Annotated in this window: 27 protein-coding genes and 1 pseudogene; 10 read left to right on the top strand and 18 right to left on the bottom strand. The window is 71.8% G+C overall.

Going from position 1 to position 25,797, the window contains the following annotated elements:
• Window positions 1-2 precede the first annotated feature (2 nt).
• Window positions 3-590 (bottom strand): hypothetical protein, encoded by a 588-nt coding sequence (locus tag NOO62_RS37645; protein WP_268775276.1) that lies wholly within the window; start codon window positions 588-590, stop codon window positions 3-5.
• 159 nt (window positions 591-749) lie between these two features.
• Between NOO62_RS37645 and NOO62_RS37650 the strand changes: the two genes are divergently transcribed.
• Together NOO62_RS37650 and NOO62_RS37655 are read left to right on the top strand one after the other, a co-directional pair.
• Entirely contained in the window at window positions 750-1,721 is a 972-nt protein-coding gene (locus tag NOO62_RS37650) for a hypothetical protein (RefSeq protein WP_268775277.1), read from the top strand.
• Between the two features lie 173 nt (window positions 1,722-1,894).
• The gene (locus tag NOO62_RS37655) at window positions 1,895-2,851 is read left to right on the top strand and encodes a Ku protein (RefSeq protein ID WP_268775278.1); all 957 of its coding nucleotides are present in this window, start codon (window positions 1,895-1,897) and stop codon (window positions 2,849-2,851) included.
• A gap of 34 nt (window positions 2,852-2,885) precedes the next feature.
• Here the strand turns inward: NOO62_RS37655 and NOO62_RS37660 are convergent.
• Window positions 2,886-3,172: pseudogene (locus tag NOO62_RS37660) on the bottom strand (epoxide hydrolase); the annotation flags it as partial.
• Between the two features lie 337 nt (window positions 3,173-3,509).
• The gene (gene hemC, locus NOO62_RS37665) at window positions 3,510-4,445 is read right to left on the bottom strand and encodes a hydroxymethylbilane synthase (protein WP_268775279.1); all 936 of its coding nucleotides are present in this window, start codon (window positions 4,443-4,445) and stop codon (window positions 3,510-3,512) included.
• A gap of 263 nt (window positions 4,446-4,708) precedes the next feature.
• On the opposite strand from hemC, the gene NOO62_RS37670 reads away from it, so the two are divergent.
• Window positions 4,709-5,182: a GNAT family N-acetyltransferase gene (locus NOO62_RS37670; protein WP_268775280.1), complete on the top strand. Its 474-nt coding sequence runs from the start codon at window positions 4,709-4,711 to the stop codon at window positions 5,180-5,182.
• Between the two features lie 85 nt (window positions 5,183-5,267).
• On the opposite strand, the gene NOO62_RS37675 is transcribed toward NOO62_RS37670, so the two are convergent.
• The 5 genes from NOO62_RS37675 to NOO62_RS37695 all read right to left on the bottom strand — a co-directional run bounded on the left by NOO62_RS37675 (window position 5,268) and on the right by NOO62_RS37695 (window position 10,576).
• Window positions 5,268-5,699 (bottom strand): peptidoglycan-binding domain-containing protein, encoded by a 432-nt coding sequence (locus NOO62_RS37675; RefSeq protein ID WP_268775281.1) that lies wholly within the window; start codon window positions 5,697-5,699, stop codon window positions 5,268-5,270.
• Window positions 5,700-5,930: 231 nt separating this feature from the next.
• Window positions 5,931-7,454 carry an MFS transporter gene (locus NOO62_RS37680; RefSeq protein ID WP_268775282.1) on the bottom strand — a complete coding sequence of 508 codons (1,524 nt, stop codon included), beginning with the start codon at window positions 7,452-7,454 and terminating at the stop codon, window positions 5,931-5,933.
• A 16-nt stretch (window positions 7,455-7,470) separates the two neighbouring features.
• Window positions 7,471-9,003, bottom strand: a complete 1,533-nt coding sequence (locus tag NOO62_RS37685; protein WP_268775283.1) for an MFS transporter — start codon at window positions 9,001-9,003, stop codon at window positions 7,471-7,473.
• A gap of 119 nt (window positions 9,004-9,122) precedes the next feature.
• Window positions 9,123-9,728 (bottom strand): sigma-70 family RNA polymerase sigma factor, encoded by a 606-nt coding sequence (locus tag NOO62_RS37690; protein ID WP_268775284.1) that lies wholly within the window; start codon window positions 9,726-9,728, stop codon window positions 9,123-9,125.
• Between the two features lie 116 nt (window positions 9,729-9,844).
• Window positions 9,845-10,576, bottom strand: a complete 732-nt coding sequence (locus tag NOO62_RS37695; RefSeq protein ID WP_268775285.1) for a hypothetical protein — start codon at window positions 10,574-10,576, stop codon at window positions 9,845-9,847.
• Between the two features lie 236 nt (window positions 10,577-10,812).
• On the opposite strand from NOO62_RS37695, the gene NOO62_RS37700 reads away from it, so the two are divergent.
• Complete coding sequence (locus NOO62_RS37700; RefSeq protein ID WP_268775286.1) at window positions 10,813-11,670, top strand: alpha/beta fold hydrolase; 858 nt, start codon at window positions 10,813-10,815, stop codon at window positions 11,668-11,670.
• Between the two features lie 108 nt (window positions 11,671-11,778).
• On the opposite strand, the gene NOO62_RS37705 is transcribed toward NOO62_RS37700, so the two are convergent.
• The 3 genes from NOO62_RS37705 to NOO62_RS37715 form a co-directional block, all read right to left on the bottom strand.
• Window positions 11,779-13,041, bottom strand: coding sequence for a cation:proton antiporter (locus NOO62_RS37705; protein WP_268775287.1), 1,263 nt, complete (start codon window positions 13,039-13,041; stop codon window positions 11,779-11,781).
• A gap of 4 nt (window positions 13,042-13,045) precedes the next feature.
• On the bottom strand, window positions 13,046-13,531 hold the full coding sequence (locus NOO62_RS37710) for a cation:proton antiporter regulatory subunit (RefSeq protein WP_268775288.1): 486 nt from the start codon (window positions 13,529-13,531) through the stop codon (window positions 13,046-13,048).
• An 88-nt stretch (window positions 13,532-13,619) separates the two neighbouring features.
• Window positions 13,620-15,164, bottom strand: a complete 1,545-nt coding sequence (locus NOO62_RS37715; RefSeq protein ID WP_268775289.1) for an ATP-dependent DNA ligase — start codon at window positions 15,162-15,164, stop codon at window positions 13,620-13,622.
• 346 nt (window positions 15,165-15,510) lie between these two features.
• Between NOO62_RS37715 and NOO62_RS37720 the strand changes: the two genes are divergently transcribed.
• Entirely contained in the window at window positions 15,511-15,924 is a 414-nt protein-coding gene (locus NOO62_RS37720; protein WP_268775290.1) for an SsgA family sporulation/cell division regulator, read from the top strand.
• Between the two features lie 41 nt (window positions 15,925-15,965).
• Here the strand turns inward: NOO62_RS37720 and NOO62_RS37725 are convergent, their stop codons facing one another.
• The 3 genes from NOO62_RS37725 to NOO62_RS37735 form a co-directional block, all read right to left on the bottom strand.
• Window positions 15,966-16,979 carry a Gfo/Idh/MocA family protein gene (locus NOO62_RS37725; RefSeq protein ID WP_268775291.1) on the bottom strand — a complete coding sequence of 338 codons (1,014 nt, stop codon included), beginning with the start codon at window positions 16,977-16,979 and terminating at the stop codon, window positions 15,966-15,968.
• A 37-nt stretch (window positions 16,980-17,016) separates the two neighbouring features.
• Complete coding sequence (locus NOO62_RS37730) at window positions 17,017-18,216, bottom strand: D-alanyl-D-alanine carboxypeptidase family protein (RefSeq protein ID WP_268775292.1); 1,200 nt, start codon at window positions 18,214-18,216, stop codon at window positions 17,017-17,019.
• A 70-nt stretch (window positions 18,217-18,286) separates the two neighbouring features.
• A complete protein-coding gene (locus NOO62_RS37735; protein ID WP_268775293.1) occupies window positions 18,287-18,778 on the bottom strand; it encodes a glutathione peroxidase in 492 nt (163 codons plus the stop codon).
• Between the two features lie 99 nt (window positions 18,779-18,877).
• On the opposite strand from NOO62_RS37735, the gene NOO62_RS37740 reads away from it, so the two are divergent.
• Window positions 18,878-19,057: a hypothetical protein gene (locus tag NOO62_RS37740; RefSeq protein ID WP_268775294.1), complete on the top strand. Its 180-nt coding sequence runs from the start codon at window positions 18,878-18,880 to the stop codon at window positions 19,055-19,057.
• Window positions 19,058-19,183: 126 nt separating this feature from the next.
• Here NOO62_RS37740 and NOO62_RS37745 read toward each other — a convergent pair whose 3' ends face one another.
• Entirely contained in the window at window positions 19,184-20,050 is an 867-nt protein-coding gene (locus NOO62_RS37745) for an ABC transporter permease (protein WP_268775295.1), read from the bottom strand.
• A 158-nt stretch (window positions 20,051-20,208) separates the two neighbouring features.
• Here NOO62_RS37745 and NOO62_RS37750 point away from each other — a divergent pair, with 158 nt between their 5' ends.
• From NOO62_RS37750 to NOO62_RS37760, 3 genes are all read left to right on the top strand, one after another.
• The gene (locus NOO62_RS37750; protein WP_268775296.1) at window positions 20,209-21,294 is read left to right on the top strand and encodes an S-(hydroxymethyl)mycothiol dehydrogenase; all 1,086 of its coding nucleotides are present in this window, start codon (window positions 20,209-20,211) and stop codon (window positions 21,292-21,294) included.
• Window positions 21,294-21,950, top strand: a complete 657-nt coding sequence (locus NOO62_RS37755) for an MBL fold metallo-hydrolase (RefSeq protein WP_268775297.1) — start codon at window positions 21,294-21,296, stop codon at window positions 21,948-21,950. Before NOO62_RS37750 ends, NOO62_RS37755 begins: the two co-directional genes overlap by 1 nt.
• 129 nt (window positions 21,951-22,079) lie before the next feature.
• Window positions 22,080-22,793, top strand: coding sequence for a DUF2470 domain-containing protein (locus NOO62_RS37760; RefSeq protein WP_268775298.1), 714 nt, complete (start codon window positions 22,080-22,082; stop codon window positions 22,791-22,793).
• Here NOO62_RS37760 and NOO62_RS37765 read toward each other — a convergent pair.
• Window positions 22,758-23,045: a DUF1232 domain-containing protein gene (locus NOO62_RS37765; protein ID WP_268775299.1), complete on the bottom strand. Its 288-nt coding sequence runs from the start codon at window positions 23,043-23,045 to the stop codon at window positions 22,758-22,760. The two genes, NOO62_RS37760 and NOO62_RS37765, sit on opposite strands and share 36 nt — an antisense overlap.
• A 69-nt stretch (window positions 23,046-23,114) precedes the next feature.
• Between NOO62_RS37765 and NOO62_RS37770 the strand changes: the two genes are divergently transcribed.
• Window positions 23,115-23,714 (top strand): isochorismatase family protein, encoded by a 600-nt coding sequence (locus NOO62_RS37770; protein ID WP_268775961.1) that lies wholly within the window; start codon window positions 23,115-23,117, stop codon window positions 23,712-23,714.
• On the opposite strand, the gene NOO62_RS37775 is transcribed toward NOO62_RS37770, so the two are convergent.
• A complete protein-coding gene (locus NOO62_RS37775; protein ID WP_268775300.1) occupies window positions 23,711-25,081 on the bottom strand; it encodes a HEAT repeat domain-containing protein in 1,371 nt (456 codons plus the stop codon). The two genes, NOO62_RS37770 and NOO62_RS37775, sit on opposite strands and share 4 nt — an antisense overlap.
• Window positions 25,082-25,176: 95 nt before the next feature.
• Window positions 25,177-25,758 carry a snapalysin family zinc-dependent metalloprotease gene (locus tag NOO62_RS37780; RefSeq protein WP_268775301.1) on the bottom strand — a complete coding sequence of 194 codons (582 nt, stop codon included), beginning with the start codon at window positions 25,756-25,758 and terminating at the stop codon, window positions 25,177-25,179.
• Between the last annotated feature and the right edge of the window lie 39 nt (window positions 25,759-25,797).

The following is a 25,797-nucleotide window of genomic DNA, read 5'->3' on the forward strand; positions in this document are numbered from 1 at the left end:
CCTCAGGCTTCGTCGTCTCCGTCGTCGTACTCGTCGAACGCGGCGTTCACACCGGCCGCCTCGTCCGCGCCGGCCAGGGTCTCGGAGACCATGCGGGTGGCGAAATCGGGATCGTCGGTGATGCGGTTGATGTGCTCCGCGAGCAGGAAGGCCGTGGCTTCCAGGGGGTTCATCTCGGCCTCGGTCCAGTCCCCGTACTGCTGGCGCCAGAGGTTGGGGCTCAGGCCGGTGCCCGCGGCGATGACCAGACCGGCCATGGTGGGGATCGCCTCGGACGGGATGCTCTTGGGCATCATGCGCATCGTCGCCACGAGCGTGGGCACCACGTACTCGATGACGTCCTTGCCGTGGTCCTCATGCGCCTTCCGCAGCCACGACATGAACATATAGATGAGCGTGCACGCACCGTTCAGCAGGTCGTCGGCCCCTCTCGGCCCCAGCGACGCCGCGAACTGCCGGACCATCTCCTGCTGTTCGGGGTCGACCTCGGTCTTGCCGGCGTGGATGGTCTTGAGCCGTGAGTCGATCATCATGAGCGCCGTGCCCACATCGCCGACGGGAGCGTGCTCGGGGTCGCAGGGCGATGACACAGGATTCCTCCTCGAGTCGCCACGGAGGGCAACAGGCCGTGTCCGTACAGTAGTCGGCCCGTGGGGTGAAGGTCTGCCACATGGTCACTCCGGCTCCGGAGGGAGTCGTCACGCACGCCCGACGTGCGTGGTGGCCGTGTCCGGGGGACTCTGTAGCTGATGCGGAGCAAAGGTGGTCGGGACAGTGGCGAGGAACGTGACGTAGAGAGTCTTCTGGACGAGCTCTACGCCACGGCGCCGCCCCGGTTCGTCTCCCGCCGCGAGGAGCTGGCCGCGCGGGCCAGGACGGACGGGCGCGCGGAGGACGCCCGGCGGATCCGTGCCGCCCGCCGCCCCACTCTCGCGGCCTGGGCGGCGAACCTGCTGCTGCACTCGCAGCCCGCGGAGAGCCGCCGCTTCCTGGAGCTCGGGCGGGAACTGCGCGAGGCGTACCGGAGCCTGGACGCCGCAGAGATCAAGGAACTGTCCAAGCAGCGCACCAGCGTCGTCTCCGCCCTCTCCCGGCAGGCCGCCACGCTCGCCCGTGACGCCGGCCACCGCCTTTCGGACGCGGCACAGCAGGACGTCGCGTCCACCCTGCGCGCGGTACTCGCGGACGAGGACGCGGCGGACCAGTGGTCGACCGGCCGCCTGGAGAGCACGCTCACCCCGCCCGCGGACTTCCCGTCCGCGTCCGGTCGGCACTCGGCGCCCACGGCGCGCACGGCGGCCCCCGCGGCGAAACGAGCGCCTCGGGAGCGCCCGGCGCCCCAGAAGGAACGCAAGGACGAACTCGCCGAGCGCCGCCGCCAGAAGCAGGAGAAGCAGGCCCGAGAGGGCCGCGAGGCGGCCGAAGCGGCGGACCAACGGCTCGGAGAGCGACGCCGGGAACAAGAGGCAGCCGACGCCGCGCTCCAACAGGCCCGCGACCGGCACGACCAGGCCCGTCAGCAGGTGTCCGACGCGGAGGACGAGCTGCGGAGGGCTCGCGAGCGGCTTCAGCGGATCCAGGGGGAGGAGAAGGACGCCGAGCGGGAGCGGAAGGAGGCCGAGGAGCGGCGCCGGACGGCGGCGGACGCGACGGTGGAGGCCGAACAAGCGGCGCAAGAGGCCGCGGAGGAGTCGGAGCGTCTCCGCGAAGAACTCGATTAGCGCCGTCCGTCCCTGTTCCAGTGGTTCCCGGCCGTCCCCGTGAGGTCTCCGCCGCTCGGCCGCTCCCAGCGGGCGCCGTGCGGCCCGCGATGCCAGCGTGGTCAGCAGGGATCAGTAGAAACCAGCAGGAACCAGTAGGAACCACTAGGGCATGGCGACGGGAGTGGGCGTACATGGCACGTGCGATCTGGACCGGCGTGATCACCTTCGGGCTGGTCAGCGTGCCGGTGGGCCTGTACACCGCCGTCGAGAACCACACCGTCCACTTCCACCAGCTTCAGCGCGGCACGTCCGACCGGATCCGCAACCGGCGCGTCAACGAACGCACCGGCAAGGAAGTGCGGACCGAGGACATCGTCAAGGGGTACGAGGCGACCGAGGGCGAGTACGTCGTCATCGAGCCCGATGAGCTGGACGAGGTCGCCCCCGGGCGTTCCCGGACCATCGACATCAGCGACTTCGTCGACCTGGACGCGATCGATCCGGTCTACTTCGACCGCACGTATTACATCGCCCCCCGCGGTAAGGACCACACCAAGGTGTACGGGCTGCTCAGAGAGGCGCTCGCGGAGGTCGGCAAGGCGGGCATCGCTACGTTCGTGATGCGCGGCAAGCAGTATCTGACCGCGCTGCGGGCCGACGAGAAGGTGCTCGTGCTCCAGACCCTGCACTGGGCGGACGAGGTCCGCGACCCGGGCCAGGAACTCCCCGAGATTCCCTCGGCCCGTGCCGCCAAGGGCAAGGAGCGGGACATGGCGATCCAGCTGATCGACGCCCTGGACGCGCCGTGGGAGCCGACCAAGTACCACGACACCTATCAGGAGAAGGTGCGGGAGCTGGTGCGTGCGAAGGCGGAGGGACAGGAGATCACGGCCGCCGACGAGGCACCCGAGGCCACCAAGGTCGTCGACCTGATGGAAGTACTCCAGGGCAGCCTCGACCGTGCCCGGGGCGGCAAGAGCGGGCTGAAGGAGCCGAGCAGGACCGAGCTGAAGGAGTTGAGCAAGGCCGAGCTCTACCAGCGCGCCACGGACCAGAACATCGAGGGCCGCTCCAAGATGAGCAGGGACGACCTCATCGACGCGCTGACCCGCGCGGGACGCCGCGGCGGCAAGAAGAGCGCGGCCTGACCACGAGGTGACCGGGTGTCGGCACCGGCCGCGTTCACCTGTGTGCGGCCAGCACCGCCACCAGGCCCTCTCGCAGGTCCTCGGTACCCCAGGGGCGCGGCGACTTCTCGATGTCGTGGGGATACATGGTGATGGCTGACGGGACGTCTCGGCGAACTTGTCGAGGATCCAGGCGAGAAGCCCGACCGGTGAGTCGACGAGCGCGTAGCCGATGGTCTGCGGCCGGGTGGCCTGCTGCTTCGCGTACGCCGCGCGGTGGTGCCAGAAGCGAGAACGTGCGCCGGGAACCTGCCGCCCAGGGCTCCCGGAGGCCGAGACGGTCCATGGCGCCGCGCCCGGTCCGCGCCGGTGGGATCAGGGTGTGCCGCTCGCCGACCTCGTCGACGTGTGATCAACGCCGATGCGATCAGCATCGTCGCGGGCGAACGGGACGGAAAGCTGGCCTTGTGCGCGTCACCGACCTGCCGGGTCCGGCGGCGCCAACGTCAGCCCCAAGTGATCGTCACCTCGGCGTACCCCCTGTGACCGGGTGGACGTTGTACCCTGCGGCGCTCCGCAGTACTCGCGCTGATCGCCGCGATGGGCGTCACCGTCCCGGCCGCCTGCGGCGGCGGCACGTCACCCGACGCCGCGGACCGGGCGGCGGCGGCCCCGCCGTTCAGTGGGCGATGCCGTCGATCAGCTCGCGCGCTCCCTGCCGGAGCAGTGCCACGGCGACGGACGTGCCGAGCGTCGCGGGGTCGAGGGGGCCCGCCCACTCGTGGGCGTTGAGCACCGTCTTGCCGTCGGGCGTGAACACGCAGGCGCGCAGCGACAGGTCGCCGCCACGCTCCGAACGGGCGTACCCGGCGATCGGCGAATTGCAGTGCCCCTGAAGGACGTGCAGGAACATGCGCTCCGCGGTCGCCTCGCGCCAGGCCTCCTTGTCGCCCAGGTCCGACACGGCGTCGATGGTCGCGGTGTCGTCCTCGCGGCACTGCAGGGCGAGGATGCCCGCACCGATCGGCGGGCACATCGTCTCCACCGACAGGATCTCGCTCGCGAGGTCGGGGCGGCCGATGCGGTCCAGGCCCGACTGGGCGAGCAGCAGCGCGTCGGCGTCACCTGCCGCGAGCTTCGCCAGTCGCCGGCCGGCGTTCCCACGCATCGGAACGCACTCCAACTCCGGGTGCGAGGCGGCGAGTTGTGCCACGCGGCGCACCGACGACGTGCCGATGCGGGTCCCTGCGGGCAGCTCGTCGAGCGTGAGCCCGTCCGGGTGGATGAGGGCGTCCCTGATGTCGTCCCGCTTGAGGAAGGCGGCGAACGTGGTGCCCGCGGGGAGCGGCCGGTCCGCGGGTACGTCCTTGACGCAGTGCACCGCGAGATCCGCCTCACCGGCGAGCAGCGCCGCGTCGACCTCCTTGGTGAACGCTCCCTTGCCGCCGAGCGCCGCGAGATCGCCCATCCAGCGGTCCCCCGAGGTGGTGACCGGCACGACCTCGGTACGGATGCCGGGGTGCAGTGCGGCGAGTTCGGTGCGGACACGCTCCACCTGGGCGAGGGCCATGGGGGAGGAGCGGGAGACGATGCGGATGAGCTCAGGAACGGACATGTCGTCCACGATAAGGGCTCCGGAGGGGTGCCTCGGACACACGTCCAACTGATCAAAGGCTCGTAGACCTGGGCGAGTTGGCCCGGCAGGCACGGGGTGAGCGGCTGCCCGGCGCGTCGAGGTCGGCGTTTCGTTCGTGGCCCGCGGGCGGGCCCCGCGGCGGCTCGGGGCGGTCTCCCGGCGTGCGCGAGCCCGGGCCGCCTCATAGCGTGAGGTGCACGCAGCCGCGGCCCCGGCGCCGCATCCGCCCCCTGGGAGGCCTCATGACCAGCCCCGCCGCGCCGGAGCGCGAGACGGAGATCGTCCTCGAACCGATGCGGGCCACCCATCTGGCCGACGTACTCGCGCTGGGCCGCCGCGTCTACGACACGTCGGTGAAGCCGTACACCTCCTGGTCCCTCTCCGCCATCGCCCGGCACGCGGACGGTGAGGCGTCCGCCTGCTGGGTCGCGCTCGCCGGGGACCACCTCGCCGGATACGTGCTCGGCTCGATGGGCTTCGACCAGCGCACCGACTGGGGCAACCTGGAGTGGATCGCGAGCGCCCCCGAGTACCAGGGGCAGGGCATCGCGAGCCGTCTCGTGAAGGCCTGCTGCACGACGCTCACGGAGGCGGGCGCGAGCGCCGTCGTCACCGACGTCGAGTCCCGCAACACGGCGTCGGCGGCGCTGATGCGCAGCAACGGCTTCGAGGCGAGCGTGTCGGTGACGTTGTTCGTACGGGAGACATCGCGGTAACCGCCACCATCCCCCGTCTTCTCCCCGCCAGCCCGAGTGCGGCGGCGTATCGCCCAGGACACCCCGCCGCACCCTCAAGTCCCGGTCAGCAGTTCGCGTTGAACTGCCAGAACGCGGCCCTGGTCTTCGTGCCGGCGTCCCCGTCGACGACGAGGCCGTAGCCGAAGCCGTTCAGGTACTTCTGCAGACCCCGGATCGTGTCGGGCCCGACGATCCCGTCGGCGCTGACGCGGAACATGCGCTGCGCCGCCTTCCAGCTGTCGGAGCCCAGCTTCCCGTCGATCGTGCCGGGGTTGAACCCCTTCTTCTTCAGCCAGCACTGCCAGTTCTTCGCCCGCGCCGTGTTCAGACCGAGGTTGTTGACCGCCTGCGGCGTGACGGCCTTGGTGCTCACCGCCGGCTTCGCGTCGGACGCGGGTGCGGCGAAGCTCGCGCTCGCCCCCGCAAGGCTGCCGGCGGCTATCGCGGCGACGGCACTGACGCTCACGAGCGTCCTCGCCATGATGCTGTTACGCATGTGTTCCCCCTTCGGATGACACTCTGTTGATGTGCTGTGCGTGGAAGCGGGCTCTGAGGGTCCTGGTCGACCCGCCCGCCTCAGTGCACGTCAGAAGCTACGGGGCGGCGCAACGGCTTTCGTCAACCCGTGAGTTGATGTCGCTCAACCTGGAGTTGATGTCGGTCTCCATCAGCCGCGGTAGCGGAAAAGGGATGTACAACTTGCGCGGTATCCAGGATGCCTCCGGCGTCACTCGCCGTTACGTCCTCCGGGCTCCAGCGGCGGCGCCTGCACCCCGCAGCACGTCCTGCACTGCGGCTCGCCGCCGTGTTCGCCGCCTTCGCCGTCCCAGGCCGCCGTCCGGCCCGGCCGGACGAACACCGCGGCCGCGGCCGCCGCGAGGACGAACAGCGCGGCGCACCCCACCGCCGCTTTGCCGAAGGACGCGTTCAGCACGTCCGGATCCGCGTACGCCGTGCCCGACAGGCCGACCGCGAGCGGCAGACCCGCGACGACGAGCAGCTGTGCGATGCGCGCCGCCGTGTTGTTGACGCCGCTGGCGAGCCCCGCGCGGCTCGCGTCGACGGAGGCCAGCACGGTCGCCGTGAGCGGGGCCACGAAGAGACTCATGCCGAGACCGAGGACGACCACCGCGGGCAGTACTCCGGTGACGTACTCCGCGCCGGGCCGTACCCGCAGCATCAGCAGCACCCCCGCGGCCGCCACCAGCGGCCCCGCGACGAGCGGCAGCCGCGGGCCGAGGCGCCGTGCGAGGTCGCCCGCGGACGCGGACAGGAGCAGCATCAGGACAGTGATCGGCAGCGTCGCCGTGCCCGCCCGCAGCGCGTCGTAGCCGAGCGTCGTCTGCAACTGGACCGGCAGCATGAACAGGATGCCGCCGATGGCCGCGTACAGGCAGAGCGTCATCACGTTGGCCGCGGTGAACAGGCGCGAGCGGAACAGTTCGAGGGGCAGCATCGGGTTCCGCCTGCGGTGTTCGACCAGCACGAAGCCCGCACCGGCCGCGAGGCCAAGCACTCCCGGCAGGATCACCCCGGCCGCCGACGTGTCCCCGGACGCGCCGATCAGCGCGAAGCTGACGCCCGCGAGGAACAGCGCGGCGAGGCACGCGCCGGGCACGTCGAACGGCTGCCGCGCCGCCGTCTCGTCGCGGCTCTCCGGCACGTGCCGCACCGCGAACAGGACCAGCGCGGCCAGCGGCACGTTGATCAGGAAGATCCACCGCCAGCCGGGCCCGTCGATGAGCCAGCCCCCCAGGAACGGCCCGACCGCCCCGGCCACCCCGCCGAGCCCCGACCACGCCCCGACCGCGCGGGCCTGGTCGTCCGGGCGGTACGAAGCGCGGACCAGCGCCAGCGAACCGGGCGTCAGCAACGCCCCGCCGACGCCCTGGAGAGCGCGGGCCGCGATGAGCGTCCCGGCGTCCTGCGCGAGCCCGCACAGCGCGGACGCCGCCGCGAACCACACCACGCCGATGACGAGCGTGCGCCGCCGCCCGATGCGGTCGCCGAGCGCCCCGCCGAGGAGCAGCAGCGCGGAGAGCGTGAGCATGTAGGCGTTGACGACCCACTGCAGGGCCGAGAGGGACGCGTCGAGGTCCTTGCCGAGCGTCGGCAGGGCGACGTTGACGACCGTGCCGTCGAGCAGCGCCATGCCCGACGCGAGCACCGCGCACAGCAGCACCCAGCGGCCGCGGGCCGAGGCGAGGGCGACCCCGCCCTCGGCCTGCTCCGTGCCAGGGCCAGAACCCATCGCGTCGGCCACCGCCCTACAAGTGGACCGCGCCGCTGTCCGTATCCGTCGGCCTCGGCGCGCCTCTGCGGTACAGGATCACCGTAACGACCAGGCCGATCGCGAAGAAGAGGGCCGACCACCAGTACGCGGTCGAGTACGACTGCATCGCCGCCTGCGCCTGTACCTCCGGGCTCGGCTTCCTGCCCACCAGGTAGTTGGAGGCGGCGGTGGTCGCGAGCGTGTTGAGCAGGGCCGTGCCGATCGAACCGCCCACCTGTTGGCTCGTGTTGACCATCGCCGAGGCCACGCCCGCGTCGTGGGCCGCGACACCGGCCGTCGCCATGCTCATCGCCGGCGCGAAGATCAGACCGAGACCGAGCCCGGCGACCAGCAGCGGCGGCAGGACGTGCGCGGCGTAACCGCTGTTCACGTCGAGAGCGGTGAGCCAGGCCATACCGGCCGCGGAGAGTCCCATGCCCAGCGGCACGATCGGCTTCGCGCCCACCCGCGGCAACAGGTTGTTGGTGGTCACCACGGAGGCCACCACCATCACCGCGACCATGGGCAGGAACGCGAGGCCGGTCTTGACGGGCGTGTACTGCAGGATCTGCTGCAAGTAGTAGGTGAGGAACAGGAAGACGCCGAACATGCCGGCGCCCGAGATGAACATCGCGAGGAACGACGCCCCGCGGTCCCGGTCGAGGACGACCCGCAGCGGCAGCAGCGGATGCGCGGCCCGTGTCTGCCACCACGCGAACAGCACCAGGAGCACCGCGCCGACGACCAGGAACCCCCAGGTCAGCACATCACTCCAGGCGTGCGTCTCGGCGTTGGAGAAGCCGTACACGATGCAGAAGAGCCCCGCCGACACCAGCAGCGTGCCGGGCACGTCGAGCTTGGGCCGGTCCGGGGGAGCGCCCGCGTGCAGCAGCCGCGCGCCGCCGACCATCGCGATCAGGGCGAACGCGAGGTTCACGTACAGGCACCAGCGCCAGTTCAGATACTCCGTGAGTACCCCACCGAGCAGCAGCCCCACCGCGCCGCCCGCGCCGGCGATCGCGCCGTAGATGCCGAACGCCTTGGCGCGCTCCCGCGGATCCGTGAACGTCGTGGTGAGCAGCGACAGGGCCGCGGGGGCGAGCAGCGCGCCGAACACGCCTTGCAGGGCACGGGCGGCCACCAGCATCGAGAAGCTCGTCGCCGCGCCGCCGATCGCGGAGGCCACCGCGAACCCGGCGAGACCGGCGAGGAAGACGATCTTGCGGCCCACCAGGTCGGCGATGCGTCCGCCGAACAGCAGCAGCGAGCCGAAGGCGAGCGCGTACGCGGTGACGATCCACTGGCGGTTGCCGTCGGAGAAGCCCAGATCCTTCTGGGCCGACGGCAGCGCGATGTTCACGATCGTCGCGTCGAGCACCACCATGAGCTGGGCGATACCGACCACCGCGAGGATCAGCCAGCGGTGTTCGTGCCGCCCGCCTCCCGTGTACGGCACGGACGCGCCGGTCTCACGCGTGGCATCGGACGCCGGAGCGGGTTCCGGCGCGGGCATGGCTTCACGGTCCATGGCGACGACCTCCAGACACCCCCGCAGGCACTCCCGCACCACGCTAAACGCCCTGCTCGGGGGCCGCGACCGGGCGCGGCCGGGGCCCGGCGACAGGACCCCGGCCGCGGTACGGGCGGCTACGCGGCGTGGTCCGCCGCGAGCAGCAGCTCGCTCACCCGTTCCCTGGCCCGCGCCACGCGCGAACGCACCGTGCCGATGGGGCAGCCGACGGCGTCCGCCGCGTCCGCGTACGGGAGCCCGGCGAGCTGGGTCAGGACGAACGCCTCGCGGCGCGGCGCGTCGAGCGTCTCCAGGAGGTCGAGCAGGGCCACGCCCTCGTCGAAGCCCGGCAGGCCGTGCGGCTGGGCCCGCTCCGCGGCGGCCTGCCAGTCGCCGGTGTCGGCGATACGGGGGCGGGCCGCCGCCGAGCGGAAGCGGTCGGCGACCACGCGGCGCGCGATGGCGAGCAGCCAGGTGCGGGCGCTCGACCGCGCGGCGAAGCCGGGCAGTGCGGTCAGGGCACGGAGGTACGTCTCCTGGGTCAGGTCGTCGGCGCCGTGCAGGTCACCGCTGAGGTGGGCGACGAAGCGCCAGACGTCGCGGCGGGTGGCCCGCACGAACTGCTCGAACGCCTGGGCGTCGCCGTCGCGGGCCGCGAGCGCCCACTGCGTGGTCAGCTCGTCGCGGGTGGGGTCGATGCCGGGCCGGGACCGCGAAAGGGCGGGTGCGGGGGCAGGTGTCATCGCAAGAGGTCCTTCGGTGAAGGGAGTTCGGAGAGCGGCGCCCTGTGGCCTGTTCGCCGTGTCGGGGAACGGGCGGACGCCGAAGATCCGCCCGGCACCTGGGGGTGCGGGCGGTTTCAGGAACTGACCGGAAGGACCGGTGGACCTCTGCGTGAGACGACGTGCTGGAGCAGGACCCCGCGCAGGCGCGGCACCGGCACGCGCGTGGCGATGTGGGGCGGCGTCGGCGGAAGGGCCGCGACGACGACCGCGAGAACGAACCGCAGCGGCACGAACACGGCCGCGGCGAGCGCACGTCCCGTACGGAAGACGGCGGCCTCGCCGCGCCACAGCCACAGCGCGCAGATCAGCGCGGCGGCGACGTGGGCGAGGAACATGCCGAAGCCGCTGTGGCCGAAGACGGACATGACCCAGTGGGACAGGCCGTCGTCGGGCATGGCGGCGGAGTGCGTCGAAGCGGAAGCGGACGAGTCGGCTCCGACCGGACCGCCACCGGACGACGGCGCGTTCATCGGCATCGGATGGTTCATGTGGTTCATGCCGTCGTCCGGGTAGGCCCGCGTGACGGCCGACGCACCGCCCGGCGGCCCCGCCATCCGCTGTGCCAGGCCGAACAGTTCGTGCAGACACAGCTGCGCGGCGACCGTCGCGCCGATGACGGCGGCGGCCCCGCGCTCGCGCTCCGTCAGCCACCACGCGGCGGCGAGCGTGGCGGCGAACGCGTACCCCACGGCCCACCAGGGCAGCGTGGCACCGGACATGACCGCGTGACCGAGGGCGGTGGCCACCACGCAGACGGCCGCGAACATCGCGGCTCGTGCGAGGCGGAACACCGGCCCAGTGGTCATGGAGAGCATCGTGCCAGGCCGGGGGGTGCTAGCGGGAGGCGACTCCGTGAACTGCCCGAACTGCCCGTATGCCGCCCGGTGATCGGAAGGTTTCGTTCCGCGCACGAAGAATACGTACCGGTCGGTAACCCCCTTGACGCGGCGTGTCCGCATCGAAAATGATCTCGTTCAACGGTCGGCATTGCCGAACGCTGTTCGTCGCCTGCTCTCTCTCCCCTTCCACGTTGGGAATGCCGATGCACCTGCACCCGCGTCTCGCCCTACGGTCCCTGCTGACCGCCGCGGCCGCCCTCGCCCTCGGATGCGTGGGCCTGGCCGCCCCGGCCCACGCGTCCTCCGCCCCCGCCGCCGCGCCTGCCTCGGTCCTGGACATCCCGCCCCGCGGCGCCAACGACTGGTCCTGCAAGCCGGACGCGGCGCACCCGCAGCCCGTCGTCCTGGTCAACGGCACGTTCAAACTGATGGCGGAGAACTGGGCCACGCTCTCGCCGAAGCTGAAGCGGGCGGGCTACTGCGTCTTCGCGTTCAACTACGGCAAGATGGCGACCGCTTCGGTCCCGCACTCGGCCGCGGAGCTCCAGGACTTCGTCCAGGCCGTCCGCGCCGCCACGGGGGCGGCGAAGGTCGACCTCGTCGGGCACAGCCAGGGCGGCATGATGCCCCGCTACTACGTGAAGTTCCTCGGCGGAGCGGACAAGGTCGACGACCTGATCGGCATCGTGCCGTCCAACCACGGCACGTCCAACCCCCTGGCCAAGCCGCTCGGCGACATCGCCTGCCCGGCCTGCCTCGACCAGGTGACAGGATCCGAGCTCCTGACGAAGCTCAACGAGGGGACCGAGACCCCGGCCGGGCCCGACTACACGGTCATCACCACGCGCTACGACGAGGTGGTCATCCCGTACACCAGCGCCTTGTTGAGCGGTCCCAAGGAGTACGTCACGAATGTGGTCCTCCAGGACCACTGTCCCCTGGACCCGTTCCTGCACGACCAGGCGACGAAGGATCCGGTCGTGGCCCGGTGGGTGCTGAACGCGCTGGACCGCGAGGGCCCGGCCGACGCGGCCTTCCGGCCCAGATGCATCGGCCTGTAGTCGGTTGCACCGGCCTGTAGCCGGTCGGTGGGCGCTGCGGGCGGCACGGGGGAGTACTGCTTACCTCCCGCGTGCCGCCACCACGGCAACAGGGGCCATGCGTCGGTCCTAGGACCGGTCCGCCGGGTCCTTCCCCGGCCCGTCCAGGGCCTCGACGGTGTCCCGGGGAGCGGGGGCCCGCACGGCCTCGGCGGCGGCCGGTGCCCGACGCCGCGCCAGCACGCCGCTCACATGACCCGCGATGGGCTGCGTGTACCGCGCGGTCAGCGGCCCCACGATCACGAGGATCAGGACGTACGCCGTGGCCAGCGGCCCGAGTGAAGGCTCGATGCCCGCGGCGACCGCGAGACCCGCGATGACGATGGAGAACTCGCCGCGCGCCACCAGCGCGCCGCCCGCCCGCCAGCGGCCCTTGACCGAGACGCCCGCGCGGCGGGCCGCCCAGTAGCCGGTCGCGATCTTCGTCAGGGCGGTGACGACGGCGAGCGCGAGCGCGGGCAGCAGCACCGGCGGAATGCTCGCCGGATCGGTGTGCAGCCCGAAGAAGACGAAGAAGACGGCCGCGAACAGGTCACGCAGCGGCGCGAGCAGCGAGTGTGCGCCCTCGGCGACCTCACCGGAGAGCGCGATGCCGACCAGGAACGCGCCGACGGCCGCGGACACCTGGAGCTGCTGAGCGATCCCCGCGACGAGGATGGTCAGACCAAGCACCACCAGGAGCAGCTTCTCCGGGTCGTCGCTGGAGACGAACCGCGAGATGAGCCGCCCGTAGCGCACCGCGATGAAGAGGACGAGCCCGGCGGCGCCCAGCGCGATGGCGAGCGTGAGACTGCCTGCCGCGAGGCCGACGCCCGCCAACAGGGCGGTGATGATGGGCAGATAGACGGCCATCGCCAGGTCTTCGAGGACCAGGACGCTCAGGATGACCGGCGTCTCGCGGTTGCCGAGCCGGCCGAGGTCGCCGAGGACCTTGGCGATGACACCGGACGACGAGATCCACGTGACACCGGCGAGCACCACGGCGGCGACCGGACCCCAGCCCATGAGCAGCGCGGCGATGGCGCCGGGCAGCGCGTTCAGGGTGCAGTCGACCAGGCCGGCCGGGTACTGCGTCTTGAGATTGCTGACGAGGTCGTTGGCCGTGTACTCGAGGCCGAGCATCAACAGCAGCAGGATGACGCCGATCTCGGCACCGATGGCGACGAACTCCTCGCTGGCACCCAGCGGCAGCAGCCCGCCCTCGCCGAACGCGAGTCCGGCGAGCAGGTACAGCGGGATCGGCGAGAACTGGAAGCGACCCGCGAACCGGCCGAGCAGGCCGAGCGCGAGGATGATCGCACCGAATTCGATCAGAAAGACAGCGGAATGCATACGGTCACTCCCGCCCGAGTATCGTCGCGGCGGTCTCGACGCCTTCGCGCGTTCCGATGACGATCAGGGTGTCCCCGCCCGCGAGGCGGAAGTCGGGGGTGGGCGACGGAATGGCGTCGGCCCTGCGCAGCACGGCCACGATCGACACACCGGTCTCGGTCCGCATCCGGGTCTCGCCGAGGAGCCGGCCGTTCCAGTACGAGGTCGCCGAGAGCAGGACGCGCTCGGCGACCAGGCCCAGGTCCGTGGTGTGCAGCAGGGTCGGGCTGTGGTGCGAGGGCATGAGGGCGTCGATGAGGGCGTCGGCCTCGCCGGAACTCAGTCGCGTCGACAGGGCGCACTCGTCCGGGTCGTCGGACCGGTAGGCGCTCAGCGTCCGTGCTCCGTCCCGGTGCGCGATCACCGAGAGGCGCTGCTGTTCTCGGGTCGTGAGGTCGTACCGGATGCCGATGCCAGGAAGCGGCGTACGGCTGAGTCGTGAGGCGGGCACAGCTTCTCCCCTTGCGTGATGGATGGATCTCCCCCGGTCTGTCACCCTATCGGGGCCAAGGATTGGCAAAATCCACCCAGCGGGGTCGTCAGGCTCCGCCCGGACCGCTCCGCAGTACCGTCTCCACGGTGTCCGCCTCCTCCGGAGACTTGTCCTCGCGGTACCGCAGGACTCTCGCGAACCGGAGCGTGACGCCCGCCGGGTAGCGCGTGGACTTCTGGAGTCCGTCGTAGGCGATCTCCACGACGAGTTCGGGGCGCACCTTCACCACGTAGCCGCTCTCTTCGACCGCCAGGCTCCGCAGGTGCTCCGTCTGCCAGGCGAGCATGGCGTCCGTCATGCCCTTGAAGGTCTTGCCCAGCATGGCGAACGTGCCGTCGGGGCGCCGCGCGCCCAGGTGCAGGTTGGACAACTTGCCGGTGCGGCGGCCGTGTCCCCACTCGGCGGCCAGCACCACCAGGTCCAGGGTGTGCACGGGCTTGAGCTTCAGCCAGGACGCGCCCCGGCGCCCGGCGCTGTAGGGGGCGTCGAGCCCCTTCAGCACGACTCCCTCGTGGCCGCGCCCCAGCGTCGCCTCGAAGAACTCCTGCGCCTCGCCGCGCTGCCGCTCGTCGTCCGGCTCGGTCACGAGCGTGCGCCGTACCCGCATGGGCTCGGGCACCAGCGCCGCCAGTTCCGCGTGGCGCTCGGTGAACGGCAGGTCGAGAAGGTCCCGCCCCGCCACGGACAGGACGTCGAAGAAGACGGGGGAGAGCGGCAGCCCCGCCGCCGCTGCCGACACGTCGACGCGGGACCCGACGCGCCCCGCGATCTCCTGGAAAGGCCGGGGCCGCCCGGCCGCGTCCAGCGCGATGACCTCGCCGTCCAGGATGAAGTGCGAGCCGTCCAGACCGAGCGCGGCGGCGGTCAGCTCGGGCAGGCGATCGGTGATGTCGTCCAGGGTGCGGGTGTAGACCCGTACGTCGTCCCCGTCCCGGTGCACCTGCACTCGGATGCCGTCCAGCTTCTCCTCGACCGCGCACGCCCCCAGCTTCTCGATGCCCTCCGCGACGGAACCGGCGCTGTGGGCGAGCATCGGCAGGATCGGCCGGCCCACGGTCAGCCGGAACTCGTCCAGCGCCGCCGCGCCGTCCGCGAGCAGTGCCTGGGCGACGGGGCTCACGGACCCGGCGAGCATCACCGCACGCCGCACCGCGTCCGCCGGAATCTCCGTGGCCACGGCGAGCCCCTCGACCGCCACCGCGTCCAGAGCGCCCTGCCGGACCTCACCGGTCAGCAGCCCGATCAGAAACCGCTGTTCGTCCTCGGTGGCCGCCCCCATCAACTCGCCGACCAGCCGCTTGCGCTCCCCCTGCGACCCGGCACCGGCCACCGCTCCGATCGCGGAGAGCGCCTCGTTCACACCGCGCACCGTGAGCGTCGGCTCGTCGGCGGGCGGCACCGCGTGCTTGAGCGTGCTCCACCCGATCCCGAGCCGTCCCTGGGGCAGCCGCCCCGACAGATACGGGATGGCGATCGGCACGTCGTCCGGCTCCGCGGCCCGGAACAGTTCGGCGAGCAGCGCGATCTTCCGGGACCGCGCCGAGGTGGCGGCCACTTCCTTGGACACATGAGCGAGCCGGGCGAGCAGCATGAGGTCATCCTGCATCGGGGGCGGGCGGGACGCATGGGGGCGGGGCGCATCAAGGAGGGCGTAGAGGCCGTGAGGCGCGTCAACCGATCGTTTCGAGGCTGCCCCCGCGCGGCTGATGTTTCTCGGAGGTACGCGTGTATTCGCCTGTGGTGGGCACCCGGGCGGGCGTGACGGGGTTCGTAACTCCAGGTAAGCAGTGTCCGGATAAGGGAAGGCGAGTGGCGCAGGTCACATGGATATCTCGACAGGTTGGCGTAATAACACCCCTTCGTAAGGGGTCATAAGGGCACAGGAGTCCTCGCAACCGCATACCGAGCGCAGAAACACCAGAAGTGGAGCCCCGCTCATGGCCGTCACCCTCGAACAGCCCGCACGTGCCCGTCTCATCACCCCCGAGGGTCGCGAACGCGCTCTGTCCGTCGTCCTGCGCTACTCGGCGGAGGACCCCCTGGCCATTCAGATGGTCTTCCCCTCGCAGGCGTCGCTCGACGGCGCGGAGGTCACATGGATCTTCGCCCGGCAGCTCCTCGAGGAGGGTATGGCGGCGCCGGCGGGCAGCGGTGACGTGCACATCTGGCCGTGCGGGCGGGCCCGGACGGTCCTCGAATTCCACTCGCACCAAGGACTGGCCCTCGTGCAGTTCGACAAGCTCGTGCTGCGCCGGTTCCTGGTCCGGTCGTACGCCGTCGTGCCCGCGGGCGGCGAGGAGGAGGTCCTCGACCTCGACCGGGGACTCTCGCGCCTGCTCGACGGCGTCTGAGGAAGCACGGATATACGGATACAAGGAGGAGCGTTGACCACTCAGCCGTACAGCGCGGGCCGCTCGGCCATCTCCACGCCCGTACGCGCACCGGTCCCCAGCGCGGCCACCCCCGCCTCCGCGACGGCCGCCGCCGCGTACCCGTCCCACGCGCTCGGCCCCGTGACCCCGCCCTCCCCGGCGGCGGCCACCCACGCCCGCACCTCCCGGTCGTACGCGTCGGCGAACCGCACCAGATAGTCCTGCGCCACGTCCTCGTACGCCCGGCCCGGCGTCCTGACGACCATCGTGTGCGCGTCCCCGATCTGGGCGCTGCCCCGCTCGCACACCGCCTCGCACCGCACTTCGTAGCCGAATCCGCTGTTGACGAAGATCTCCACGTCGACGACCGCGCCCCCCGACGTCTCGAAGAGCACCAGCTGCGGGTCGAGCAGTCCCTGCGGGGCGCCCGCCGACGGCGTCGGCCGCACCACCGTCACCGCGGTGATCTCCTGCCCGAGCAGCCAACGCGTCGCGTCGATCTCGTGCGAGACGGAGCTGCTGATCAGCATCGACGACGTGAAGTGCGGTGGAGAGGACACGTTCCGGTGGCGGCAGTGCAGCAGCAGGGGGCGGCCCAGGTCCCCGGAGTCGAGGAGCGCTTTCAGCGCCGCGTACTCGGCGTCGTACCGGCGCATGAACCCCACCTGGATCAGCCTGCGCCCGAGGCGCGCCTCCGCCTCCACGACCCGGAGGGCCGACGCCGAGTCGGGGGTCAGCGGCTTCTCGCAGAGCACCGGAAGGCCGCGCGCGAGGGCCGCGAACAGGGCCTCCTCGTGCGCCGCCTCCGGTGAGGCCACCAGGACCGCCTCCACCCCGGGCGCACGCAACGCGTCCTGCGCCTCCCGGTGAACGGACACCCCGGCGCGCCCCGCCACCGTCGCCCCGGCCCGTGCCGTGTCGGGATCGGCGACCGCCACCACGCGGGCCCCGCCCACCGTCCCGCCGATCCGCCGCACGTGGTCGGCGCCCATGTGGCCCGCCCCGAGCACGGCCACCCCCAGCAGATCACTCACCGCACGACCTCCCCGAACGCCTCACTCGATGAACGCCTCACTCGATGACGCGTCGCGCGTCCTTGCGTCGGGCCACCGTAGCCCTCCGCCGCCGGACGGCCATGGCGCAGCCCGCGAGGAGGACGACCGAGCCCGCGGCGACCAGCAGCAGCGCGGGCCATTCGGAGTCGCCGGGCCGCACGGCCTGAGGGGCCTGCTCGCCCGCGTGCGCGGGACTGGGAGCCGGACGGCTCTCCTCCAGCGGCACCAGGGAGCCCACCGGCTGTACCTTCCCGGCCGCCGCGAACCCCCAGTCGAGCAGCGACCTCGCCTCCTCGTACACGGCACGCCCGCCGCCCGCCTGCGGGTTCATCACCGTCACGACGAGCGTGCGCCCGTCGCGCTGCGCCGCGCTGATGAGGGTGGAGCCCGCATGGCTCGTGTAGCCGTTCTTGACGCCGAGCAGCCCCGGGTAGGCCGCCACGCCGTCGGCGCCGGTCAGCAGCCGATTGGTGTTCTGGATGGGGTACGACCAGCCGCCCGCAGGGAACTGGGCGACGCGGGTCGAGCAGTACCGGGAGAAGTCCGGATCGGCGAGCCCGGCCCTGCCGAAGACCGCCAAATCGTACGCCGACGAGACCTGCCCCGCCGCGTCGTAGCCGTCGGGCGACACGACGTGGGTGTCGCGCGCACCCAGTTCGCGGGCCTTGTCGCGCATCTCCTGCACGGTCTTCTGGAGCCCTCCGTTGAGCCCCGCGAGGACGTGCACGGCGTCGTTCCCCGAGCTGAGGAACACGCCCCGCCACAGGTCGGCGACCCGGTAGGCGCGCCCCTCCGCGACGCCCACCATGCTGCTGCCCTCGCCGACCCCGTCGAGCTCGTGCTGCGCGACCACGTGCCGTTCGGTGGCGTCGAGCCGCGGGAGCGTCGCCAGGGCGAAGAGCGACTTGAGCGTCGAGGCGGGCGGCAGCTTGCGGTGCGCGTTCCGAGCGCCGAGCACCTCGCCCGTTCGGGCGTCGGCCACCACCCACGCGAGCGCGGACACGTTGCCGGGGACGGCCGGGGCGCCGGGGCCCGGCCGGACCTGGGTGCCCGCCCGGTCGAGGAGGGCCGAGGAGTACGCGGGGACGGGCCGCGGGGGCGCGGGTTCGGCCGGGGCCTCGGTGGCGGCGGCCGGTGAGGACAGGAGGACCAGAGCACCGAGGGCGAGGGCCGCGGTGCGGACGGAGGAGGAGCGCGAAAGGTACCTGATGACCATTCAGTCACCGTATGAGCGCTGCCCGGAGTCCGCAGATCGGCTTGGCCCGGTAGGAGGTAGCCGGGTCTCGTCAGGCCGGCAGGTGCTTCTCGACGGCGGCGACGAGCTCGGGGGAGTCGGGTTCGGTCTGCGGCGAGAAGCGGGCCACGACGTTGCCGGACGGGTCGACGAGGAACTTTTCGAAGTTCCAGCGGATGTCGCCCGTGTGACCCTCCGCGTCCGCCGTGTCGACGAGCCGCGCGTACAGCGGATGCCGGTTCTCGCCGTTGACGTCGACCTTCTCGGTCATCGGGAAGGTCACGCCGTACGTCGCCGAGCAGAACTCGGCGATCTCCTGCGACGTGCCGGGCTCCTGGCCCATGAACTGGTTGCAGGGCACGCCGAGCACGCTGAGCCCGCGCGCCGCGTACTGCTCGTGGAGGCGCTCCAGACCCGCGTACTGCGGAGTGAGACCGCACTTGGAGGCGACGTTGACGACCAGGACGGCCTTGCCCTCGTACTGGCGCAGGTCGGCGGGGCCGCCCTGGAGGTTCTCGATTTCCACCGCTTCGTAGACAGACATGATCCGGAGCATACGCTCCGGCATGCGCCCAATCCTCGGGCCCCGTGGCTCCGAATCCACACGCGAGTACGTATACGGGTACCGCAACCAGGGGGAGACGTGGCGACCGTCGCAGAACTGGACCTGACGAAGGAAGAACGGGAACGGCGCATCCGGGACGGTGAGGCGGCCGAGATGCGGCATCTGCTGCTCGACGCCGACACGGACAGCGTGGTCCCGGCGTTCGTGTGCCTGCGGAAGGGCTCGCGGAAGGGCCTGCGGAAGGGGCGGCGCACATGACCCGCCGAACCGTCAGGCTCCGCAAGAAAACGACCGTGCGGCGCCGCGCTGAGCCCGGCGGGGATTCCGGGGACGCCGCCGACGACAGGGCCCGCGCCGCGGACGCGTCGCGCAGAGCGGGGCGTGTCACCGCGACGGCGGCGAGGTTCCTCGCGAGGGAGCAGAAGGAGCGGAAGGAGTAGGGGGAGCAGGGGGAGTAGAGGGGCCGGAGGGCGTAGGGGCGGTTCGGTGCAGGCGGCCGTGGGCGACCAGTTCCACCGTCAGCGCCACGGCGATCGCCTGGACCGCCATCAGGGCGATGAGCACGAAGAGCTGCACCGCTCCGGCCATCGCCGGTGACGCCCCGCCCAGGAGCATGCCGACGAACGCGCCGGGCAGGGTGACCAGGCCCACCGTGCGGGTCTGGTCGAGGCCGGGCAGCAGCGCGTCCGACGCGGCGGGCCGGATCACCTCGATGCGTGCGTCGTGGTCGGGCAGGCCGAGGGCGATGCCCGCCTCGAACTCGCCGTACCGGGTGTGGAGTTCGTCGAGGGCGCGGCGGCCCGCGAGGACCGTCGCGGTGAGCGCGCCGCCGATGAGGATGCCGGTCACCGGGATCATGGCGACGCCCCGCACCGGGAGCAGGCCCGCGAGGGTCAGTCCGGCGACGACCGGGACGACGGGGCCCGCGACGGGCAGCGCCGCCCACCACCAGGTGGAGTTCGGTGTGACGCGCCGTCCCGCCGTGCGGGTGGCCACGGCGAACATGAGGAGGAGGAAGGCGTAGAGGGCGGCCGTGTGGTGCACGACCCAGGCGATGACGAGGGACGCGGCCGCCAGCTGCGCGGTGGCGCGCACACCCGCGACGGCGATCTCCCGCGCCCGGTCGCGCGAGCCGTCGGGGGCGAGCCGGAAGACGGCCGCCGCCGTCGCGGCGGCCAGGAGCAGCACGAGCAGGGCGACGGCGAGCGCCGTATTGACCGGCAGCAGGGTCTGGGCGGCGAGGGTGCGCACGGGCACACCCTAGATCGCGGGGCCCTCCGTCTCCGACAGAAGCGAAGGGAAGGAGTGCGGGAAGGAGTGCGGGAAGGGGCGGAGGGAGTGCTGTGCCGACGCGCTCGACCTGTAACGATGTGGGAGGTAAGACGTGCAGACAGAGAAGGGCTGAAGTCATGGCGCAGCAGGTGCAGGGCGTGATCGCACGCGCGAAGGGCGAGCCGGTACGGATCGAGACGATCACCGTCCCGGATCCGGGGCCGGGAGAGGCCGTCGTGAAGATCCAGGCGTGCGGGGTCTGCCACACCGACCTGCACTATCGCGAGGGCGGCATCAACGACGACTTCCCGTTCCTGCTCGGACACGAGGCGGCGGGCGTCGTCGAGTCGGTCGGCGAGGGCGTCACCGAGGTCGCGGTCGGCGACTTCGTGATCCTCAACTGGCGCGCGGTGTGCGGGCAGTGCCGTGCGTGTCGGCGCGGCCGCCCCCAGTACTGCTTCGACACGCACAACGCGAAGCAGAAGATGACCCTGGCCGACGGCACCGAGCTGTCGCCCGCGCTCGGCATCGGGGCCTTCGCCGAGAAGACGCTCGTCGCCGCCGGGCAGTGCACCAAGGTCGACCCGGAGGCCTCGCCCGCCGCGGCCGGACTCCTCGGCTGCGGCGTGATGGCGGGCATCGGCGCCGCCATCAACACCGGCAACGTGGGCCGCGGCGACTCGGTCGCGGTCATCGGTTGCGGCGGCGTCGGCAACGCCGCGGTCGTGGGCGCCCGCCTCGCGGGAGCCGCGAAGATCATCGCTGTGGACATCGACGACCAGAAGCTGGAGACGGCGAAGGGCCTCGGCGCCACGCACACCGTCAACTCCCGCTCCGCCGACCCCGTCGAGGCGATCCGCGAGCTGACCGACGGCAACGGAGCCGACGTCGTCATCGAGGCGGTCGGCCGCCCGGAGACGTACGAGCAGGCCTTCTACGCCCGCGACCTGGCCGGCACGGTTGTCCTGGTCGGCGTCCCGACCCCGGACATGAAGATCGAGCTTCCGCTCCTCGACGTGTTCGGGCGCGGCGGCGCACTCAAGTCGAGCTGGTACGGCGACTGCCTGCCGTCCCGCGACTTCCCGATGCTCATCGACCTGTACCGGCAGGGGCGTCTGGACCTGGACGCGTTCGTCACGGAGACCATCGCCTTGGAAGACGTCGAGAAGGCCTTCGAGCGCATGCACCACGGCGACGTCCTCCGTTCGGTGGTGATGTTCTGATGGCGGCCGAAGCCACGAACGACGCCTCCGGCGTGCGCATCGACCACCTCGTCACGTCGGGGACGTTCTCCCTGGACGGCGGCACCTGGGACGTCGACAACAACGTGTGGATCGTGGGCGACGACAACGAGTGCGTCGTCATCGACGCCGCGCACGACGCGGACGCCATCGCGGCCGCGGTGGGGGAGCGGCGCCTCGTCGCGATCGTCTGCACGCACGCCCACGACGACCACATCGACGCGGCCCCGGCGCTCGCGGCCCGCACGGGCGCGCCGATCCTGCTGCACCCGGCGGACGCGGAGCTGTGGAAGCAGACCCATCCCGACCGTGCCCCGGACGGCGAGCTCTCCGACGGACAGGAACTGGCCGTCGCGGGCGCGGTCCTGAAGGTGCTGCACACGCCGGGCCACTGCCACGGCGCGGTCAGCCTGCACGCGCCCGGCCTCGGTACGGTCTTCACCGGAGACACGCTGTTCGCCGGCGGACCCGGCGCCACGGGCCGTTCGTTCAGTGACTTCCCGACGATCGTGGAGTCCATCAAGGAGCGGATCCTGACGCTGCCGCCCGCGACGGTGGTGCGCACCGGGCACGGCGACAGCACCACGGTCGGTGCCGAAGCGCCCCATCTGGAGGAGTGGATCGCCCGGGGCCACTGACACCCGGTTCCGCACCTGTACGTACGACTCTTGGCCCCGCGTGGTTCGCCGCGCGGGGCCAAGACGCGTACTGGCCCTGTCGGGCAATCTTCGATAAGTTAGGCAAGGCTTACCTAATGGAGGTTGAGGATGGGTGTCCGTCACAGCAGCACGACCGTGCCCTCAGCGGCGGCACGCGCTCGTTCAGTGCTCGCCACCGCGTGGTCCTGCGCGGTGACCACGGAGATCGGCAGGGACGAACTCGTGGGCGCGCACACCGTGACCGAGGACGGCAGGATCCTGCTGTCACCGCCCGAGGACAGCGCGCTCGCCGCCGCCGTCATCTGCGCGCCACGCGGCGAACCGTCCACCCTGGTCGAGTTCGCCGACGTCTCACCGGTGCCGCTGAGGGACCGGATCCGCGCGCGGCTCTGGCTCTCCGGGGCGTTGGGGTACGACGGCGAGCACCTGGTCTTCGAGCCGACGTGCGCCGTACTGCACGACTCCACCGGGGAGCGTCAGGGCGTGGAACTCGACGAGTTCGCCCTGACCGTGCCCGATCCGCTCGCCGAGGCCGAGTCTCGCCTGCTCACCCATCTCGCCGACGCCCACCCGGACGCCGTCGAGCAGCTCACCCGCCTCATCAGCCCGGACAGCCTGCAAGGCGTGGTGCGGGTCCGCCCGCTCGCCCTCGACCGGCACGGGATCTCCCTGCGTCTCGAACGCGCCCGCGGCCAGGCCGACGTACGCCTCCCGTTCCACCAGCTCGTCGAGGACGTCACGCAGGTGACGGAGTGCATGCACGCCCTCCTCATGAAGGCGCGCCTCTCAGCCACGCGGCGCGGTCGGCCCGTCGGAGGCTGACCGCAACGACCGCAGCGCGAGGAGCAGCACCCCGATGTCGTCGAGGTAGACGGGGTCGGGCACCAGGTCGGTCGGCAGTACGAGGTAGGCGACGGCGCCCCAGAACACCCACTGCCGCTCGACGGGCAGGCCGGCTCTGCGCAGCGCGCGGCGGGTCCGGACGAGACGTATGAGAAGGGCGACCGCGACGGCGAGGGTCGCGGCGACCAGAACGGCGGCGACGACCAGGAGGACGGTCAGGTCCGTGCTCATACCCCCGTACGTTAATCAAGTTGAGGTCTCACGTCTCGTAGGGATGATGGCGGGGTGACGAACCAGCCGATGCCCACGCACCCCGCCCCGCCCCTGACCCCCACTGACGACGTCGCGCCCGTCCAGGCAGTGATCGTCGTCGACATGCAGACCGCGTTCGTCACCGGCGACGGCGCCGTGCCCGACGCGGACCGCCTCCTGGACCGCGTACGGGACCTGTTGGCCAGGGCGCGCGAGAGCGGCGCGGTCGTCGTCCAGCTGCAGAACGACGGGGAGCCCGGCACCTCCGACGAGACGGGCACGCCCGGCTGGGAGATCCACCTCCCCGCCGACACGGACCGGGGCGAGGTCGTCCTGCGCAAGACCGTCGACGACGGCTTCGAGGAGACCCCGCTCGCATCGCTGCTGCGGGACGCCGGCGTGCGGGAACTCGCCGTGTGCGGCGTGATGTCGGAGATGTGCGTCAGGGCGACGGCGAGCACCGCGCTGGAACTCGGCTTCCGCGTGGTCCTGCCGCACGACGCCCACGCGACCTACGACATCCCGGCCGCCGAGGGCATCAGCGACGTGGTGCCCGCGGCGATGGTCTCGCGTGTCGCGGAGTGGACCCTCGGCGACGAGGTCGAGGTGGTGCCGCGGGCGGCCGACGTGGTCTTCGTCAAGCCCTAATGGCCGTTGCGGAAGGCCGCGTCCTCCGCGTCCTTCCTGCGCCACCGCCAGTGCGGGAGTTCACCGGGCCGGTGGTCGTGCTCGAACCCCGGGCCGAGTGGGCCGACGCGCGCGTACGCCTCCTCGGTGCGCGGATCGTCGCGGCGGGCCAGACCCCACGCGGCCTCCAGACGGACGAGCTGGTCGTCCGCGTCCAGCATCGCCATCAGAGCGTCCGACACGGCGGGTGTGCGGTCCGGGGAAGTGGCCAGGGTCTCGGTCGCCCGGCGGTGCACGGCGGGGTCCGGGTCCTCGATCATGCGGAGCAGCGCCCTGGTGATCTCCGGTCGGAGGTCCTCGTCGCTCGCGCCCACCGAGCAGGCCCTGAGCCGCACTTCCGTGTCCGGGTCGCGGACGAGGGCGCGCAGCGCCTCCCGGCCTGCCGGGGAAAGCGGACCGCCGTCCGTCAGGAACGCGTACGGCACCTCGCGTCGCACGCGCGGATCCTGATGATCTACGTGACGGAGGCCTGCCGCCTCAAGGCCGGGGTGCTCGTACTCCGTGAACGCGCCCAACACCTTGGCGAGGACGGCGCTGTCCGTCTCCTCGGCGGACCAGGCCGCCAGGGCCGCGGTCTCGTTCTTCCCGTACCGGGGATGCTCGACGTCACAGAATGAGCGCGTCCGCAGATAGTCGGCGACGAAGCGGCGGTGCACCGGATCCGGGTGGTGGCGCTGGGCGACCACGGCCGGGAAGGACTCGTCGTCGCGGCGCCGGACGAGGACCCAGCAGGCCGCCGCCCAGTCGACGTGCTCCTCGTCCGGCTGCCGGACGGCACGGGCGATCAGTTCGTCGACGGGGGTCTGGACGCGGCAGGCCGCTTCGAGTGTGCTCAGGATCGCGCCGTGTCCGGCCCGTACGACGAGCCCGCCGAGCGAGACCTCGTCCACCCAGTCGTACAGGTCGTCCTCGACGCGGGCGGTGGTGACGGGCCCCGCCGCGCCGGTCCTGCGCCGCAACACCTCGGTCACCCCCGTCCCGTACCACTCCGAGGCCAGAGCGATGAGCTCCGCGCCACGGGATTCCGGCAGCCGCATCCGGGTCTCCCGGCCGAGCACGGCCTCGAAGACGGCATGTGAGCCGCCGTCAATCGCACGCCACAGAGGCGTCGTCCCGTCGGGCAGCACACGCTCGACAGCGGCGCCGCCCTCCACGAGCGCCTGGGCGACCGGCGCGTCGTACGCCGCGACCGCGACACAGAGCGCGGGCAGCCCGTTCTCGTCCACCGTGTCCGGATCCGCGCCTTCGTCCAGCAGATCCTGCACCCTCTCGGCGTCCCCGGCCCGAACCGCCGAAAGAAGCCGCACACCGAGTCCGCCGTCTGCCATGAACCAGTACTCCGAATCACCCGTCGCGATGCCCGGCCGAGAGGGTGTCACGGCCGGGCACCTGTGCGCAGGGGGTTTTCGTGTGGCTCGTGTGGCTAGGGCGCGTCCACGACCATGTGGCCGGCGGCCGGGACGCGTGCTGCGGCGCCGTTGGCGTAGAAGCCCTCGACGCGGGCCTGCTCGGCCGCGTTGGGCACCGCGTTCTTGCAGCCGACGCCACCGGTGGAGCCCGACATCAACTGGGAGCACGGGCCCGGCTTGGTGTCGGGCAGGCCAAGGTTGTGGCCGATCTCATGGGCGGCGATGCGGGTCTTGTCGTACCCCTGGCCGACCGCTTGGCTGCCCAGTTCGACGCGGCCGCGACCACCAGGCCGGACCGGACCGATCGTCGCCTGCGGCCAGCCGCTGGTGGCCACGATCTGGATCTCGGCCCGGGTGCCGGGCTGGGCCTTGGCCAGCTTGACGTTGTCCACGTTCGTGTTCCACGAGGCGACTCCGGCGTCGATCGCCGTCTCCCAGCCCCTGGCCTGGCTGGCGTCGTACCGGAGTGTCACCACGGCGGATGCGCTCTTGGCCGCGACCGTGTCCGGCGTGGACACGGCGTTCGCCGCTGGTGCCGTGGTCAGGGCGGCCGCTGTGGCCGCGAGGGCTATGACCAGCCGTCTGAAGTGCAGCATCGTTGTCCCTTCGGGGGTGGGGAGTCTCGATCTTGGGTG

The organism is Streptomyces sp. Je 1-369, assembly GCF_026810505.1.
In the GTDB taxonomy this organism is placed as follows: Bacteria; Actinomycetota; Actinomycetes; order Streptomycetales; family Streptomycetaceae; genus Streptomyces.